At 63.5% G+C, this 14,132-nt stretch carries 15 protein-coding genes; 14 read left to right on the top strand and 1 reads right to left on the bottom strand.

Features of this window, described 5'->3' with window-relative positions; genetic code table 11:
* Window positions 1-36: 36 nt before the first annotated feature.
* From FJV83_RS05765 to FJV83_RS05775, 3 genes are all read left to right on the top strand, one after another.
* Window positions 37-1,080, top strand: a complete 1,044-nt coding sequence (locus FJV83_RS05765; protein ID WP_142876373.1) for an enoyl-CoA hydratase/isomerase family protein — start codon at window positions 37-39, stop codon at window positions 1,078-1,080.
* The gene (locus tag FJV83_RS05770; protein WP_095770445.1) at window positions 1,077-1,499 is read left to right on the top strand and encodes a DUF6163 family protein; all 423 of its coding nucleotides are present in this window, start codon (window positions 1,077-1,079) and stop codon (window positions 1,497-1,499) included. The genes FJV83_RS05765 and FJV83_RS05770 overlap by 4 nt, the downstream gene beginning before the upstream one ends.
* Window positions 1,500-1,737: 238 nt before the next feature.
* Entirely contained in the window at window positions 1,738-2,253 is a 516-nt protein-coding gene (locus tag FJV83_RS05775; protein ID WP_008875359.1) for a winged helix DNA-binding protein, read from the top strand.
* Window positions 2,254-2,713: 460 nt separating this feature from the next.
* On the opposite strand, the gene FJV83_RS05785 is transcribed toward FJV83_RS05775, so the two are convergent.
* Window positions 2,714-3,355 (bottom strand): hypothetical protein, encoded by a 642-nt coding sequence (locus FJV83_RS05785; protein ID WP_142884754.1) that lies wholly within the window; start codon window positions 3,353-3,355, stop codon window positions 2,714-2,716.
* Window positions 3,356-3,595: 240 nt separating this feature from the next.
* Here FJV83_RS05785 and FJV83_RS05790 point away from each other — a divergent pair, with 240 nt between their 5' ends.
* The 11 genes from FJV83_RS05790 (at window position 3,596) to FJV83_RS05840 (ending at window position 13,993) form a co-directional block, all read left to right on the top strand.
* Entirely contained in the window at window positions 3,596-4,849 is a 1,254-nt protein-coding gene (locus FJV83_RS05790; RefSeq protein ID WP_095770442.1) for a murein L,D-transpeptidase, read from the top strand.
* 309 nt (window positions 4,850-5,158) lie between these two features.
* Window positions 5,159-6,802 carry a Na+/H+ antiporter gene (locus tag FJV83_RS05795; protein ID WP_142884753.1) on the top strand — a complete coding sequence of 548 codons (1,644 nt, stop codon included), beginning with the start codon at window positions 5,159-5,161 and terminating at the stop codon, window positions 6,800-6,802.
* Between the two features lie 193 nt (window positions 6,803-6,995).
* Window positions 6,996-8,309, top strand: a complete 1,314-nt coding sequence (gene glyA / locus FJV83_RS05800; RefSeq protein WP_095770440.1) for a serine hydroxymethyltransferase — start codon at window positions 6,996-6,998, stop codon at window positions 8,307-8,309.
* A 96-nt stretch (window positions 8,310-8,405) separates the two neighbouring features.
* A complete protein-coding gene (locus tag FJV83_RS05805) occupies window positions 8,406-8,984 on the top strand; it encodes a hypothetical protein (protein ID WP_179295940.1) in 579 nt (192 codons plus the stop codon).
* Window positions 8,985-9,010: 26 nt separating this feature from the next.
* Complete coding sequence (locus FJV83_RS05810; RefSeq protein ID WP_019857610.1) at window positions 9,011-9,340, top strand: GlpM family protein; 330 nt, start codon at window positions 9,011-9,013, stop codon at window positions 9,338-9,340.
* 95 nt (window positions 9,341-9,435) lie between these two features.
* On the top strand, window positions 9,436-9,915 hold the full coding sequence (gene nrdR, locus FJV83_RS05815) for a transcriptional regulator NrdR (protein ID WP_010915593.1): 480 nt from the start codon (window positions 9,436-9,438) through the stop codon (window positions 9,913-9,915).
* 2 nt (window positions 9,916-9,917) lie between these two features.
* Window positions 9,918-11,048: a bifunctional diaminohydroxyphosphoribosylaminopyrimidine deaminase/5-amino-6-(5-phosphoribosylamino)uracil reductase RibD gene (gene ribD / locus FJV83_RS05820; protein ID WP_185973285.1), complete on the top strand. Its 1,131-nt coding sequence runs from the start codon at window positions 9,918-9,920 to the stop codon at window positions 11,046-11,048.
* Between the two features lie 12 nt (window positions 11,049-11,060).
* Entirely contained in the window at window positions 11,061-11,678 is a 618-nt protein-coding gene (locus FJV83_RS05825; RefSeq protein ID WP_095770438.1) for a riboflavin synthase, read from the top strand.
* A 109-nt stretch (window positions 11,679-11,787) separates the two neighbouring features.
* Window positions 11,788-12,282 carry a 6,7-dimethyl-8-ribityllumazine synthase gene (ribH, locus tag FJV83_RS05830; protein ID WP_095770437.1) on the top strand — a complete coding sequence of 165 codons (495 nt, stop codon included), beginning with the start codon at window positions 11,788-11,790 and terminating at the stop codon, window positions 12,280-12,282.
* The gene (nusB, locus tag FJV83_RS05835) at window positions 12,279-12,779 is read left to right on the top strand and encodes a transcription antitermination factor NusB (protein WP_019857616.1); all 501 of its coding nucleotides are present in this window, start codon (window positions 12,279-12,281) and stop codon (window positions 12,777-12,779) included. The genes ribH and nusB overlap by 4 nt, the downstream gene beginning before the upstream one ends.
* Window positions 12,776-13,993, top strand: a complete 1,218-nt coding sequence (locus tag FJV83_RS05840) for an MFS transporter (protein WP_142876370.1) — start codon at window positions 12,776-12,778, stop codon at window positions 13,991-13,993. Before nusB ends, FJV83_RS05840 begins: the two co-directional genes overlap by 4 nt.
* Window positions 13,994-14,132 lie beyond the last annotated feature (139 nt).

Raw genomic sequence — 14,132 nt, forward strand, 5'->3', positions numbered from 1 at the left:
TCAGTCCCGCAGGCGCGGGGGAGGGATTCTCTGGCGATGGATTTTGATGGAGGCGACGAAATTCGCTTCGAGCGCTTGGGCAGGGCCGGTGTCGTCACGCTGACGCGACCGCAGGCGCTCAATGCCGTCACCCATCGCATGGTCAGGGCGCTGGGCAAGGCCCTGCATGCCTGGGAGCGCGACGACGGCGTGGACGTCGTCCTGGTCAAGGCCGAGGGCAGGGCGTTTTCGGCTGGAGGCGACATCCTGCACATTTATGAAGCCGGCCGGGCTGGAAAGCTGCCGGTCGAGTTCTTCGCCGACGAGTATAGGCTCAACGCCCGCATCAACAGCTTCAAGAAACCCTATGTGGCGCTCATCGACGGCATCGTCATGGGCGGCGGCGTCGGCGTTTCCTTTCACGGCTCGCACCGGGTGATGACCGAGAATGCCCAGTTCGCCATGCCGGAGGTCGGCATCGGCTTTTTCCCGGATGTCGGCGCCAGCCATCTGTTGCCCGACCTTGGCGGCTCGTTCGGCATGTATCTGGCCCTGACCGGCAACCGCATCCGCCATGGCGATGCGCTGTGGTCGGGGCTGGCCACCCACACCATCAAGGCCGAGGACCAGGCCAGCTTTCTCGATCGGCTGGTGCTTACCGGCGATCCGGAATCGGTGCTGCGCGGTTTCTTCGTCCCGGCAAAGCGGGAGACCGACAGGCCGACGCTGGAAGCGATCTCCCGCCATTTCGCCCAACCGTCGCTGCAGGATATCATCGATAGCCTGGACCGCGCGGCGGGCACCGACGAATTCGCGGCAAAGACGCTGGCGACGATGCGCACGCGCTCGCCCACCAGCCTTCGCGTCGCCTGGCGGCAGATCAGCGCCGGGCAGACCTTGTCGATGGACGAGTGCATGAAGATGGAGTTCCGCATCCTCAACCGCATGCTTGCCGGCCACGATTTCTACGAAGGCATCCGCACCGCCATCATCGACAAGGGATCGAAGCCGCAATGGCGGCCGGCAACGCTCGATGCGGTCGGCGAGGCGGATGTCGAGGCCTATTTCGCCCCGCTCGGCGAACGGGAACTCCCGCTATGAACGAGGTGACGTCGAGACGCGTCGTCCTGCAGCCCTCGACGGTCGAGGTGATCTTCGCCTGGTTCCAGCGCGTCATATCAGGCTACTGCCTGCTGTTCGGCATCCTGTACTGGATCAAGCTGATCGGCTTCTATCCGGGCCCGCTGTGGCGCTTCGACCTGATGCCGGTGCATTGGCAGGTGGCGGCGGTGATGCTCGCCGTGTTTTTCCCCTTTGCCGCGGCGGGGTTGTGGATGCTGGCCTCGTGGGGCCCGGTGATCTGGTTCATCTGCGCGGTCACCGAGACCGTCATGTATGCCGGGTTTCCCGAGCTTTTTGGCCATCGGCCGCTGATCGTCGTCTCGCATGCGGCGGTGGCGCTGCTCTACATCGTCTTTCGCGTCGTCATCTGGCTGCAGAAACGCCCCGTCCGGCACTAAGCCGTTGAGGCCGTTGACGACTTGGCAAACGCCCGGATTGAGCCCTGCGATAAGTGCCTAAGCCTTTAGGTTAATTATCCTTACTCGGGTGACCGTTCGTTAAGCCTCTTCCGAAACCTCTTACCGGTAAGCTCTTGTTAGCCCTAGCGTTTAAGTCGAATTTTATGAGTATTCGATAGTGTCGCGATCAAGGTGAAAAACAAAAAATCACCAGGGCGACAAACGAGAGGCAAAGACAATGATCAATTCGCGTCCGGCGGCGAAGACCGCCAACGTTTCCGACGACCGCCGCGAGGCTATCCGCTCGCTGTACATGGAATCGCTGCAGCTCGTCGAGCGGCTGCACCGCCGTCTGCTTGATGTCATCAAGGACGAATTCGACCGCAACGGCCGTTCCGACATCAATGCCATCCAGGCGCTGCTGCTCTTCAACATCGGCAATTCCGAGCTGACCGCCGGCGAACTGCGCTCGCGTGGCTACTATCTCGGCTCGAATGTCTCCTACAATCTGAAGAAGCTGGTCGATCTCGGCTTCATCAACCACCAACGCTCGCGCATCGACCGCCGTTCGGTCCGCGTTTCGCTGACCCCGAAGGGCAATGAGGTGGCCGAGGTCGTCGCCGGTCTCTATGAGCGCCATGTCGGCTCGATCGAGCAGGTCGGCGGCATCAACACCGACGAGTTCAAGCAGATGAACCGCGCCTTGCAGCGCCTCGACCGCTTCTGGAACGACACCATCGCCTACCGGATGTAAGCCATCCACATCAGATCTGGCCCGCGCCACAGAAGCGCGGCCGAAATGTCGACCTCTGGTCAAGGCTGGTGCCGAAAGGCATCGGCCCTTTTTCTTTTCCTGATCCCTTGGAAGGATTCCTTCGCCGCGGAAGGCAGTTCCCCATGTGACAACAATGACTCGATCGTGACGTTTACCGACAAGGCAGTGGAGATGTGAGAGGTGGGCTGCACGTTGGACAAGGTACAGAAGATCAACCGCCTGGATGTCGTCATCCTGGACATGTCGTGTACGGATGGTGAAAGCACGGACAAGAGTCGGGAACTGTTGCTCAAACTGGAGGATAACAAGGTCCTGCGCTATCCTCAGCATGAGGTGTTGCAAAGATGTTCGGAATTGAGGGCGCAGCCAAGTCCGGACCCAAATGTTGCAACTCCACGCTGAGGGATCGTGCGACAGTCAGCCAGACAGGATCACGGCTTCAGCGGACAGAATTTCTCGTGGAAATAGGTAAGCGCCTGTTCGGCCGGGCCTGTTCGCCGAAGAACGGGCCGATTGTTTCGGGTTCTCGCGTCAGGTCGCAGCTGCCCTCGGTGTCGGTTGAGCAGGATTTCACCAGTCCCTTGAGCGAGATGGCAAAAGGCGGACTGTCGAACGACAGGGCGGTCACGTTACCAAGCCGAACTTCGTAGGTCAGGCGGTAGTAGATGTCGCCGTCCTCCTCGAACTGCTGTTCTGCCTTGTAGGTGCAATCGTCCAGCCTGGTGACGATGAACCTGATCGTTTCGGTTTTGTCGCCGACCTCGTTCGGGCCCGTGCTGGTGAAGATAGCCGGCGATCGGGACACCTGCTTCATCGGTTCGTCGGCCTGCTGCCCGTATTTGGGGATCGCGCCCTGTTCCAGGCCGTGCACGAAATAGGCGACCGTCTCCTCCGGCGTTGGACTGCTGCCGTTTGGACCTCCGGCCAAAGCGAAGGCCGCGACGACTGAAAGGACACCAGGCATGGTCTCATTCCTCGCTTTGGACTGGCTTGTCAGTGTATCATCATCGGCCTGCGGTTCATCGGTCGATGTCGCGGCCGCCGATCGCGCGTCGGTACCGAAAAGGCACGGGCTCTTCATTTCGCTGCGTCGCCCGATGCAAATCGCGGGCCAAGGCCACGTTGCCGCCATATTCCAATGGAACCGAGGACGCCGGTGAAGCTGCGGTCCAGGCTGTGCGTTCACCTGGAACCGGACGGTGCGTCACGCGTTTGTGGCCGAACCGATGCGGACATGGTTGGCTAATTGTTAAGATTGCCAACTTTAGAGTGCGGGCAAAATCGCCCCTGATCGAATGCTACAAGAATGTCTGGAACGTCCATGAGAACCAGCCGCCGCTTTTTCCTTTCCGGAGCCTCGTTGCTCGCCGCCGCCATGGTGGCCGGCCGTGCGAGCGCGCAGGATGTGATCGGGGATATCCTGAAATCCTCGGCCCGCGGCAATTGGGACGACCAGTTCGACGCTCGCGCCAGCGAAGGCGGCAAAGTGGCCTCGACGCTGCCGATCTTCAGCCCGCAGACCGTCGCCTTCACCGAGCAGGCGGTCGCGCAGTACCAAAACATCGTCGGGCAGGGCGGCTGGGCAGAGGTCCCCGCAACCAAGAAACTGCAGCTCGGTGTCGATGATCCCGATGTCGTGCCGCTGCGCAAGCGTCTGATGGCTGCGGGCGATCTGTCGCAGAGCGCCGGCATCTCGACCGCCTTCGATTCCTATGTCGACTCGGCGGTCAAGCGCTTCCAGTTGCGCCATGGCCTGCCGGCCGACGGCTCCATGGGCAAGTATACCTATGCCGCGATGAACGTTTCGGCGCAGATCCGGCTTGGCCAGTTGCAGACCAACCTGCAGCGGCTCAAGGAGAAGGCCGGGACGCTCGGCAGCCGCTACGTGCTGGTCGACATTCCGGCCGCGCAGATCGAAGCGGTCGAGAACGACCGCGTCGTGCTTCGCCACACCGCAATCGTCGGCAAGATCGATCGCCAGACGCCGATCGTCAATTCCAAGATCAACGAGATCATCGTCAATCCATACTGGAACGCGCCGGTCTCGATCGTGCGCAAGGACATCATCCCGCTGATGCGCAAGAATCCCGATTATCTGAAGGACAGCCATATCCGCCTGTTCGCGCCGGACGGCAGCGAGGTCGATCCGCTCACTGTCGACTGGTCGACCGACGACGCCGCCAAGTATCGCTTCCGCCAGGATCCTGGCGCGGGCAACGCGATGGCCTCGGTCAAGATCAATTTCCCCAGCCCCGACGGCGTCTACATGCACGATACGCCGCAGCAGAGCCTTTTCGGCAAGATGATGCGTTTCGATTCCTCGGGCTGCGTACGCGTGCAGAATGTGCGCGACCTCGTCACCTGGATCCTGCGCGACACGCCGGGCTGGGACCGTCAGCATTTCGAGGCGGCGATCAAGACCGGCGAAAACACGCCGATCCAGGTCACCAACCCGGTTCCGGTCCACTTCCTCTATCTCTCGGCCTGGTCGACGGCCCCGGGCGTCGTGCAGTTCCGCGACGACGTCTACGCGCTCGACGGCGCCAGCGAACTGCAGATTACCTCTTCACTCTAAGAGACTGACAATTTTGACGAAAGGCCGTTCGAAGGGGCGGCCTTTCGTTTGCAGGGTGGTTAGATCAGCCGTTGGTTGACCAACCGCGCCATCGCTTGCGCGCGGTTGACGGCGCCGAGTTTGCAACATTGTCGACGCGGAAGCGGACGGTCGCTTGGGCAACGCCTTTTGCATGGACGGCCTGCCGTCCGCGCGGTCCGCTTTTTCTATACCGCAAACATAGGCCGGCCTCGGCCATCGCCGTTCCGGCGCTGTCTGGACGCGAGGACGACGATTGCGCATGGTTCGCAAAACAGCCGGAATCGTGCCATGCAAGCCGCTATCTTCGTCCTCGTCGTGCTGGTCTTCGTCGCTGTTTCCGGCGCGCTGGTGCGGCTGGTGCGGGTGCCGCTGCCGGTCCTGCAGATCGCCATAGGTGCTGCCCTTGCCTGGCCGGTGCGCCGCATTCATGTCGAGATCGATCCGGAGCTGTTCCTGCTGGTGTTCATTCCGCCGCTGCTGTTCAGCGATGCCTTCGGCGCGCCCAAGCGCGAGCTGATGGCCCTGCGCGGGCCGATCCTCGACCTTGCCATCGGCCTCGTCTTTTTCACCATTGTCGGTTTCGGCTATGCCTTGCACTGGCTGGTGCCGAGCATTCCGCTGGTCGTGGCCTTCGCGCTCGCGGCCGTGCTGTCGCCGACCGATGCGGTGGCCGTCTCCTCGATCGTCGACAGGAACGTCGTCCCGGCGCGGCTGATGCACATTCTGGAAGGCGAGTCCTTGCTCAACGATGCGTCGGGCCTGGTCATGTTTCGCTTTGCCGTCGCGGCGGCATTGACCGGCAGTTTTTCCTTTGCCGCCGCTTCGCTGAGTTTTGTCTACGCAGTGGCGGTCGGTATCCTGGCCGGCGTGGCGGCCTTGTTCGTCGCCGCCAAGGCGATGCAACTCCTCAACCGCATAGGCGGCGTGCCCGCCGAGGCGCAGGTGCTGATCACCGTCCTGCTTCCCTTCGTCGCCTATCTCGGCGCCGAGCATTTCGGGGCCTCGGGCATCCTGGCCGCGGTGACCGCCGGTCTCTTGACCGGAAGCACCGGCATATTCCGCTTTCTCGGCGTCTCGGCGCGCATGCAGACGATCTCGCTGTGGACGACGTTTTCCTTCGTCTTCAACGGCGCGCTGTTCATAGTGCTCGGCCTGCAGCTTCCCGAAATCATCCGCAAGGTGCCACCGGAGCTGTCCAGCCGCCATTGGCTGCTCGAGCCGGTGCTGACGGTCCTTCTGCTGACCCTTTGCCTGATCGCGCTCCGCTTCGTCTGGATTTGGATCGGCGACATCACGGCGGGTTTTGCGGCGCGGCTCGGCAAGCGTAAGACCGAACCGTTCGGCCTGCGCGTGCGGCTCGCCGGTTCGGTCTCGGGCGTGCGCGGCGCCATCACGCTGGCCGGCATATTGTCGCTGCCGCTGGCCCTCCAGGACGGTTCGCCATTCCCCGCGCGCGACCTAGTCATCTTCCTCGCCGCCGGCGTCATCATCTGCTCCCTTGTGATCGCCAGCCTGGCCTTGCCGGTGATCGCGCGCGGGCTGGTCGAGCCCGGCGAAGACGCCGGCGCCGCCGAGGAACGCATGGCTCGCGTTGGCGCTGCGAAGGCGGCGAGCGCCCACCTCGAAAGCATCGCCCAGACGGATGAAGAGGAGGGCGATGTGCCCGGCCTCAAGCTCGCCGCCGCCAACGGCATTGTCGCGGCCTATCGGCGCCGCATCGCGGCGTCCGACGAGGCCGATGAGGCGCGCGCCGAAGTGCGGGAGGCGGGAAGGCTGGAGATCGATCTGAGGCTCGCCGGCATCGCCGCCGAGCGTGGCGCCTTGCGCGCCATGCTTCGCCGCGGCAAGATCAACGACCACACAGCGCGGGCGCTGTTCACCGAGATCACCCTGACGGAAGCCCTTTTGAACGGCAGGCAGACACGGAAATAGCACCGGCGGTGCTCGGCGGCTGCGGATTTGCAGTCTCTGCCGCAAACCGGCCAGCAAATTTCGCGCCGCAAACGTGGCGGGTCGAAAACAACTGTGTTAATGGCGCGGCAATGCGTGTCGCCCAAAAGTGTGCAGCGGTTTTGGGACAACGATAAGCATAAACAAATTGCCCCGAACCGGAGGATTTCAGGCCATGGCAACAGCAGCGGCAGCGTCGAACAAATTCGAATCCTTCTTCGAAACCACGCTGGAAGACGCCGATCCGGAGATTTTCGGTGCCATCCGCAATGAACTCGGTCGCCAGCGCCACGAGATCGAGCTGATCGCCTCGGAAAACATCGTTTCCCGCGCGGTGCTCGAGGCGCAGGGGTCGATCATGACCAACAAATATGCCGAGGGCTATCCGGGCAAGCGCTACTATGGCGGCTGCCAGTTCGTCGACGTGGCCGAGGAACTGGCCATCGAGCGGGCGAAGAAGCTGTTCGGTTGCAATTTCGCCAACGTCCAGCCGAACTCCGGCAGCCAGATGAACCAGGCGGTGTTCCTGGCGCTGCTGCAGCCCGGCGACACCTTCATGGGCCTCGACCTCAATTCCGGCGGCCATCTCACCCATGGCTCGCCGGTCAACATGAGCGGCAAGTGGTTCAAGGTCGTCTCCTATGGCGTGCGCAAGGAAGACCATCTGCTCGACATGGACGCGATCGAGAAGACCGCGCATGAGACCAAGCCGAAGCTGATCCTGGCCGGTGGCACCGCCTATTCGCGCATCTGGGACTGGAAGCGCTTTCGCGAGATCGCCGATGCGGTCGGCGCGTATCTGATGGTCGACATGGCGCACATCGCTGGCCTGGTCGCGGGCGGCGTGCATCCCTCGCCATTGCCGCACGCCCATGTGGTGACGACCACGACGCACAAGTCGCTGCGCGGCCCGCGCGGCGGCATGATCCTGTGCAACGACGAAGAGATTGCCAAGAAGATGAATTCGGCGGTGTTCCCCGGCCTGCAGGGCGGCCCGCTGATGCATGTCATCGCCGCCAAGGCGGTGGCCTTCGGCGAGGCGCTTAAGCCGAGCTTCAAGGTCTATGCCGAGAGTGTGGCCGCCAACGCCAAGGCGCTGGCTTCGAGCCTCAAGGAGACGGGCCTCGACATCGTCTCCGGCGGCACCGACAACCATTTGATGCTGGTCGATTTGCGCCCCAAGAACGCCACCGGTAAGCGCGCCGAGGCAGCCCTTGGCCGCGCCAACATCACTTGCAACAAGAACGGCATTCCCTTCGATCCGGAAAAGCCTTTCGTCACCTCGGGCGTGCGCCTGGGCACGCCGGCCGGCACCACGCGCGGCTTCGGCCAGGCCGAATTCCGCGAGATCGGCAAGCTGATCGCCGAAGTGCTGGATGGTCTCAAGGTCGCCAATTCGGACGAGGGCAATGCCGCGGTCGAGGCGGCGGTCAAGGCCAAGGTCGTGGCGTTGACCGATCGTTTTCCGCTCTATCCGTATCTCGGCTGACCGTCCTTATCGATTGACCAGGCGCGAAGCGTCATCTTTTATCCGCCGGCGGCGCGCCACCCTGATCGGGTGGCGCATGGAACTGGAGAAACGATGATGGGCAATTTTCGTATCGCGTTACTCGGCGCTATCGGCTGGCTGGCCGTCTGTGGGCCCGCTTCGGCGCAGACACAGCCCGCTCCGGACATGCCTGCCACGAGCACCTTCGGCCGATGGACAACCATGGTCGATACACTCGATACCGGCCAGGATGCGCACAAGACCTGTGCGGCTTCGACGGCGTTCTTCGACGCGAATGGCAATTCAGGCACGCTGACCTTGTCGATCTCGACCGGCGATGCGCTGCCGCCTGATGCCTATCCCGCCATCATGCTCACCGTCGACAACAAGCAACTGCCGACCGGCAAGAAGATCGCGGCGACGTTCGGCGATCCCGGCGTCAAGGTTTCGGCAACGGTCTATTCCAACGATGCCGGCATCGGCCGTCCGAGCTGGACGGTCGACAACCAGGCCAAGACCAGTCTCGCGCTGCTGCGAGCCATGCGTCAGGTCGTCTCGCTCGACGTGACTTTCGGCAAGCAGGCCTTCGCCAGCATCCCGATGGACGGCTTCACCAAGGCCTACCGCAACCTCGGAACGTCTTGCGGCTTCCCGACCAAGGATGTCGCGCCGTGACGGCTCGGTCGCAGTAGGGACCGCGGATGGACATTGTCTGGAAGGGTGTGGTCGGCGGGCTGGTGACGGCGCTGATCGTCTGGGCGTCCAAGCGGGGCAATGTCCTGCCAGGTATCCTGCCGCTGGCGCCGACCTTTGCCGTCATTGCCTTGCTCGCCGTCGGCGCCAAGGGCGATCCGGGCGGTTTCCGCGATGCCTGCCTTGCCGGAATGAAGACAATTCCCGCCTATCTTGCCTTCCTCGGCGCCTGCTGGTTGTTCATCGACAAGGTCGACTATCGCCTGGCTGTTGCCGGCGGCATCGCCGTCTGGCTGGTTGCCGCGCTGGCAATCTTCCTCGCGCCTCGCTATCTCTGATGCTGCAGTCCGTTGAAGAGACGGAACGGCTTCAATCCCGGTCGGAAAGGCTCTAAGCCTTTCGCCTCACCAGATTCGCGAACCCAAGGCTCTCCATGCGCTGTCCCTATTGCCAGTCCGAAGATACGCAGGTGAAGGATTCGCGCCCCGCTGAGGATGGCGCGGCGATCCGCAGGCGGCGTGTCTGCCCCGATTGCGGCGGCCGGTTCACCACCTTCGAACGCGTCCAGTTGCGCGATCTGGTCGTGGTCAAGAAGTCGGGCCGTAAAGTGCCGTTCGACCGCGACAAGCTGCTGCGCTCGGTCGAGATCGCGGTGCGCAAGCGCAATGTCGATCCCGAACGCATCGACCGCGCCGTGACCGGCATCGTGCGCCAGCTCGAAAGCTCCGGCGAGACGGAAGTGGCCTCCGGCGAGGTCGGCCGGCTGGTCATGGAGGCGCTGAAGTCGCTCGACGACGTCGCCTATGTGCGTTTTGCCTCGGTCTACCGCAATTTCCGCGAGGCCAAGGATTTTCATGAACTCCTGGGCGAGCTGAAGGGCGACGAAGACAAGAGTGAAGAGGACGCCGGCTGAGCATGGCAGCATCGCAACTGAGCGAGGCCGAACAAGCGGCCCTTGATCGTCGTTTCATGGCCGCCGCCTTGCGGCTTTCGCGCAGGAATGCCGGCCGCACCTCCACCAATCCTTCCGTCGGCACGCTGATCGTGCGAGATGACGGCGCGGGGCCGATGATCGTCGGCACCGGTGTCACCGCGGTCGGCGGCCGGCCGCATGCCGAGACCGAGGCGCTGGCCGAGGCCGGCGCGCTCGCGCGTGGTGCCACCGCCTATGTCACGCTAGAACCTTGCGCGCATCACGGCCGCACCCCGCCTTGCGCCATTGCGCTGGTCAATGCCGGGATTGCGCGCGTCGTGGGGGCCGCCAGCGACCCTGATCCGCGTGTCTCCGGCAAGGGCTTTGCCATCCTGCGCGCCGCCGGCATCGAGGTGGTGGAGAAGGTCCTGGCCACGGATGCCGCCGAGCAGATGGCGGGTTATTTGATTCGATCTCTGCGAAAACGTCCGGAAGTGACGCTGAAGCTTGCGCTTTCGAGCGATGGCCAGATCGGCAGGAAAGGCGCCGGCCAGGTCGCGATCACCGGCGAGATCGCGCGCCGCGACGTCTATCTGATGCGCGCGGAGTCCGACGCCATACTGATTGGCATCGGCACGGCGCTGGAAGACGATCCGGCGCTGACCGTGCGCCTGCCGGGGCTGGAGAACCGTTCGCCGGCGCGCATCATCCTCGATCGCCAGATACGGCTCCCGGAAGCCTCGAAGCTGGTTTCCGGTGTCGACCGCGTGCCGCTTTATGTCGCTGCCTGTCTTGAAGCCGATCCGCACCGTCGCGCCGCGCTCGAACGCGCCGGCGTACGCTTCATCGGCACCGAAACCCATGACGGCGTCGTCGCCTTGCCGGAACTGCTCGAAGACCTGGCGGCGCTCGGCATGGCAAGCGTGCTGGTCGAGGGCGGCGCCCAGGTCGCCAAGGCATTCCTCGACGAAGATCTGGTCGATCGCATCGTGTTGTTCCAGGGGCCGGAGGCTATTGGCGAGGATGGCATTGCATCGCCGGTCGATGCCGACCATATCCCGGCAGGCTTCCGCAAGTTGCGCGAGATGCGCTTCGGCGAGGACAGCTACGCCGAGTGGGTAAGGGACCTCTAGGGATCAGCATCGATGTTTACCGGAATTGTCACCGATATCGGCACCGTCGCGGCCATCAAGCCGCTTAGCGAAGGCGTCGGCTTGCGCATCGATACCGCCTATGACCCCGAAACCATCGCCATTGGCGCCTCGATTTCTTGTGGCGGCGTCTGCCTGACGGTCACGGCGCTGCCCGAACATGGCTCGAACGCGCGCTGGTTCGAGGTCGAGGCCTGGGAAGAGGCCTTGCGGCTGACCACGGCGTCGAGTTGGAAATCCGGCACCAAGGTCAATCTCGAACGGGCGCTGAAGATAGGCGACGAACTCGGCGGCCACATCGTATCGGGCCATGTCGACGGCGCCGCCGAGATCGTCGAGCGCAAGGACGAGGGCGACGCGGTGCGCTTCACGCTTGAGGCGCCGCGCCATCTGGCCAAATTCATCGCGCCAAAGGGCTCCGTCGCGCTCGACGGCACCTCGCTCACCGTCAACAAGGTCGAGGGCACCCGCTTCGACGTGCTGTTGATCCACCACTCGCTGACCGTGACCACGTGGGGCGAGCGCAAGGTCGGCGACCGCGTCAATCTCGAGATCGACACCATGGCCCGCTATGCGGCACGACTGGCGGAGGCGGCGAAAGAGGGGCTCTAGAAAGTCTGCCGGACCGGCCGGTCCAATGCGTCTGACACACTCCAGCAATCTTCCGCTTGCGATCAATCCGGCTTCGGCCTAAGTCACCGGCAACCCCCCGGAGACTTTTATGGCTGGTACATCCCAACACGGCAAAGCCTTCATTCGTCCGAAGGCGAAGGCGCATCTGCTGATTGTCGAAGCGCGCTTTCACGACGACCTTGCCGACGCGCTGCTCGACGGCGCGACGAGCGCGCTCGATGAAGCGGGCGCGACTTACGACGTCGTCACCGTTCCAGGTTCGCTCGAAATTCCCGCAGTGATCACCTTCGCGCTGGACGGCGCGGCGGAAGGCGGCACCAATTACGATGGGTTTGTCGCCCTCGGCACGATCGTCCGTGGCGACACCTATCACTTCGATATCGTCGCCAATGAATCCAGCCGCGCGCTGATGGACCTGTCCGTGCAGGACTCGGTCTGTGTCGGCAACGGCATCCTGACCACCGAGAACGACGCCCAGGCATGGACGCGGGCCAAGCGCTCGGAAGGCGACAAGGGTGGCTTTGCTGCGCGAGCGGCGCTGACCATGATCGCGCTCAAGGAACAATTGGGAGCGCGATCGTGAGCGAGCCCGCTTCGCCCGGACAGCCCGCTGTGCGCCATGCCAACAAGCGTGGCGCGGCCCGTCTGGCCGCTGTGCAGGCGCTCTATCAGATGGATGTCGCCGGCAGCGGTGTCTTCGAGATCACCGCCGAATATGAGGCGTTCCGGCTTGGCAAGGAAGTCGACGGCGCGCTCTATCGCGAGGCGGATGCGCAATGGTTCCGCGCCATCCTGACCGGCGTCGTCGAGAACCAGAAGACCATCGATCCAGTCATCCGCCAAGCATTGACCGATGATTGGCCGCTGTCGAGGCTCGATTCGACGCTGCGCGCCATTATGCGCGCCGGCGTCTATGAATTGATGAAGCGCGAGGACGTGCCGGTGGCGGTCATCGTTTCGGAATATGTCGACATTGCCAAGGCCTTCTACGAGGAAGACGAGCCGAAACTCGTCAATGCCGTACTCGACCGCGTGTCACGCCGGGTGCGCGGCGAGGGGCGGGGCAAGGACGCATCGTGACGGCCATCGCCATCGAGACGGGCAGGGAGGCGCGGCGCACCGCGCTGATCCTCGCCGCCTCGCAGGCGATTATCGGCTCGGCGGCACCCATCGCCATTTCGATGGGCGCGCTGGCCGGCCAATACCTGCTCGGTGCCGACAAATCGCTGGCCACGGCGCCGATCACCGGCTTCAACATCGGCGTCGCGCTGGGCGCCTTGCCCGCCGCGGCCATTATCCGCCAGCTGGGCCAGCGCGGCGGCTTCATGACCGGAACCGTCGTCACCGCGCTTGGCGGCCTGATTGCCACACTGGCGCTTTTCCACGGCAGTTTCTGGTTGTTCGCGTTCGCGCTGCTGGTGATCGGCATCGGTGGCGCCTTCGTCCAGCAATTCCGCTTCGCAGCCGCCGACAATGCGCCTCCGCAGTTCAAGGCGCGCGCCATCTCCTTCGTGCTGGCCGGCGGCATTGTCACCGCCATCCTCGGGCCGCAGATCGTCATCTTCACCCGGGAACTGTTCGCACCGGTGATGTTTGCCGGATCGTTCGCCTCCATCCTGCCGCTGGCAGCCGTCGGCGCGATGATCCTGTCGTTTCTGCGCCTGCCGGCGAAGGCGGCGAGCAAGGTTGACGTTTCCGGCGGCGATGCCAGGCCCCTGTCCGAAATCGTCACCAGGCCGCGCTTCGTCGCCGCGCTGTTCTGCGCCGTCGGCAGTTACGCGCTGATGAGCTTCGTCATGACCGGCGCGCCGCTGGCCATGGTCGGTTGCGGCCTGTCGGAGGACGATGCGACGCTGGGCATTTCCTGGCACGTCATGGCGATGTTCGCGCCGAGCTTCTTCACCGGCTCGCTGATCCATCGCTTCGGCGCCGAGCGCATTGTCGCCATCGGCCTGATCATGCTCATCGGCTGCGCTGCCGTTGCCTTGTCGGGGCTGGCGCTGTGGCAATTCTGGACGTCGCTGATCCTGCTCGGCCTTGGTTGGAATTTCGGCTTCATCGGCGCCACCGCCATGGTCGCGGCCAGCTACCGGCCGTCGGAAAAGGGCAAGGTGCAGGGGTTCCACGACTTCGTCCTGTTCGGCTCCGTCGCCTGCGCGTCGCTGCTGTCGGGCATGGTCTACAACGCCTGGGGCTGGGAGATGCTGAACTGGATGATCTTTCCGGTCACCGTTCTGTGCTTCGTGGCCCTCGGCGCACTCAAGTTGACGGCTCCGCGCAACGCGCGCACCTGATCCCAAAACTGCTGTCGAACTGGCATGATGCTGTCAGGATTGCTTCGGTTGAATTTGCCGATCTGAAACAAAATTATTGCGCCTGTGCCTATTGTTATGAAACCGTGTGCCCCGACTGGCCGTTGAAGCCATGCTCATA

Source organism: Mesorhizobium sp. WSM4307 (assembly GCF_007003945.1).
In the GTDB taxonomy this organism is placed as follows: domain Bacteria; phylum Pseudomonadota; class Alphaproteobacteria; order Rhizobiales; family Rhizobiaceae; genus Mesorhizobium.

Bases quoted from the DNA above. Each gene is read 5' to 3' on its own strand.
- nrdR (WP_010915593.1), top strand. From the start codon at position 9,436: ATGCGCTGTCCCTATTGCCAGTCCGAAGATACGCAGGTGAAGGATTCG.
- ribH (WP_095770437.1), top strand. From the start codon at position 11,788: ATGGCTGGTACATCCCAACACGGCAAAGCCTTCATTCGTCCGAAGGCG.
- glyA (WP_095770440.1), top strand. From the start codon at position 6,996: ATGGCAACAGCAGCGGCAGCGTCGAACAAATTCGAATCCTTCTTCGAA.
- FJV83_RS05765 (WP_142876373.1), top strand. From the start codon at position 37: ATGGATTTTGATGGAGGCGACGAAATTCGCTTCGAGCGCTTGGGCAGG.
- ribD (WP_185973285.1), top strand. From the start codon at position 9,918: ATGGCAGCATCGCAACTGAGCGAGGCCGAACAAGCGGCCCTTGATCGT.
- FJV83_RS05795 (WP_142884753.1), top strand. From the start codon at position 5,159: ATGCAAGCCGCTATCTTCGTCCTCGTCGTGCTGGTCTTCGTCGCTGTT.
- FJV83_RS05810 (WP_019857610.1), top strand. From the start codon at position 9,011: ATGGACATTGTCTGGAAGGGTGTGGTCGGCGGGCTGGTGACGGCGCTG.
- FJV83_RS05825 (WP_095770438.1), top strand. From the start codon at position 11,061: ATGTTTACCGGAATTGTCACCGATATCGGCACCGTCGCGGCCATCAAG.
- FJV83_RS05785 (WP_142884754.1), bottom strand. From the start codon at position 3,355: ATGAAGAGCCCGTGCCTTTTCGGTACCGACGCGCGATCGGCGGCCGCG.
- FJV83_RS05770 (WP_095770445.1), top strand. From the start codon at position 1,077: ATGAACGAGGTGACGTCGAGACGCGTCGTCCTGCAGCCCTCGACGGTC.
- FJV83_RS05805 (WP_179295940.1), top strand. From the start codon at position 8,406: ATGGGCAATTTTCGTATCGCGTTACTCGGCGCTATCGGCTGGCTGGCC.
- FJV83_RS05775 (WP_008875359.1), top strand. From the start codon at position 1,738: ATGATCAATTCGCGTCCGGCGGCGAAGACCGCCAACGTTTCCGACGAC.
- FJV83_RS05790 (WP_095770442.1), top strand. From the start codon at position 3,596: ATGAGAACCAGCCGCCGCTTTTTCCTTTCCGGAGCCTCGTTGCTCGCC.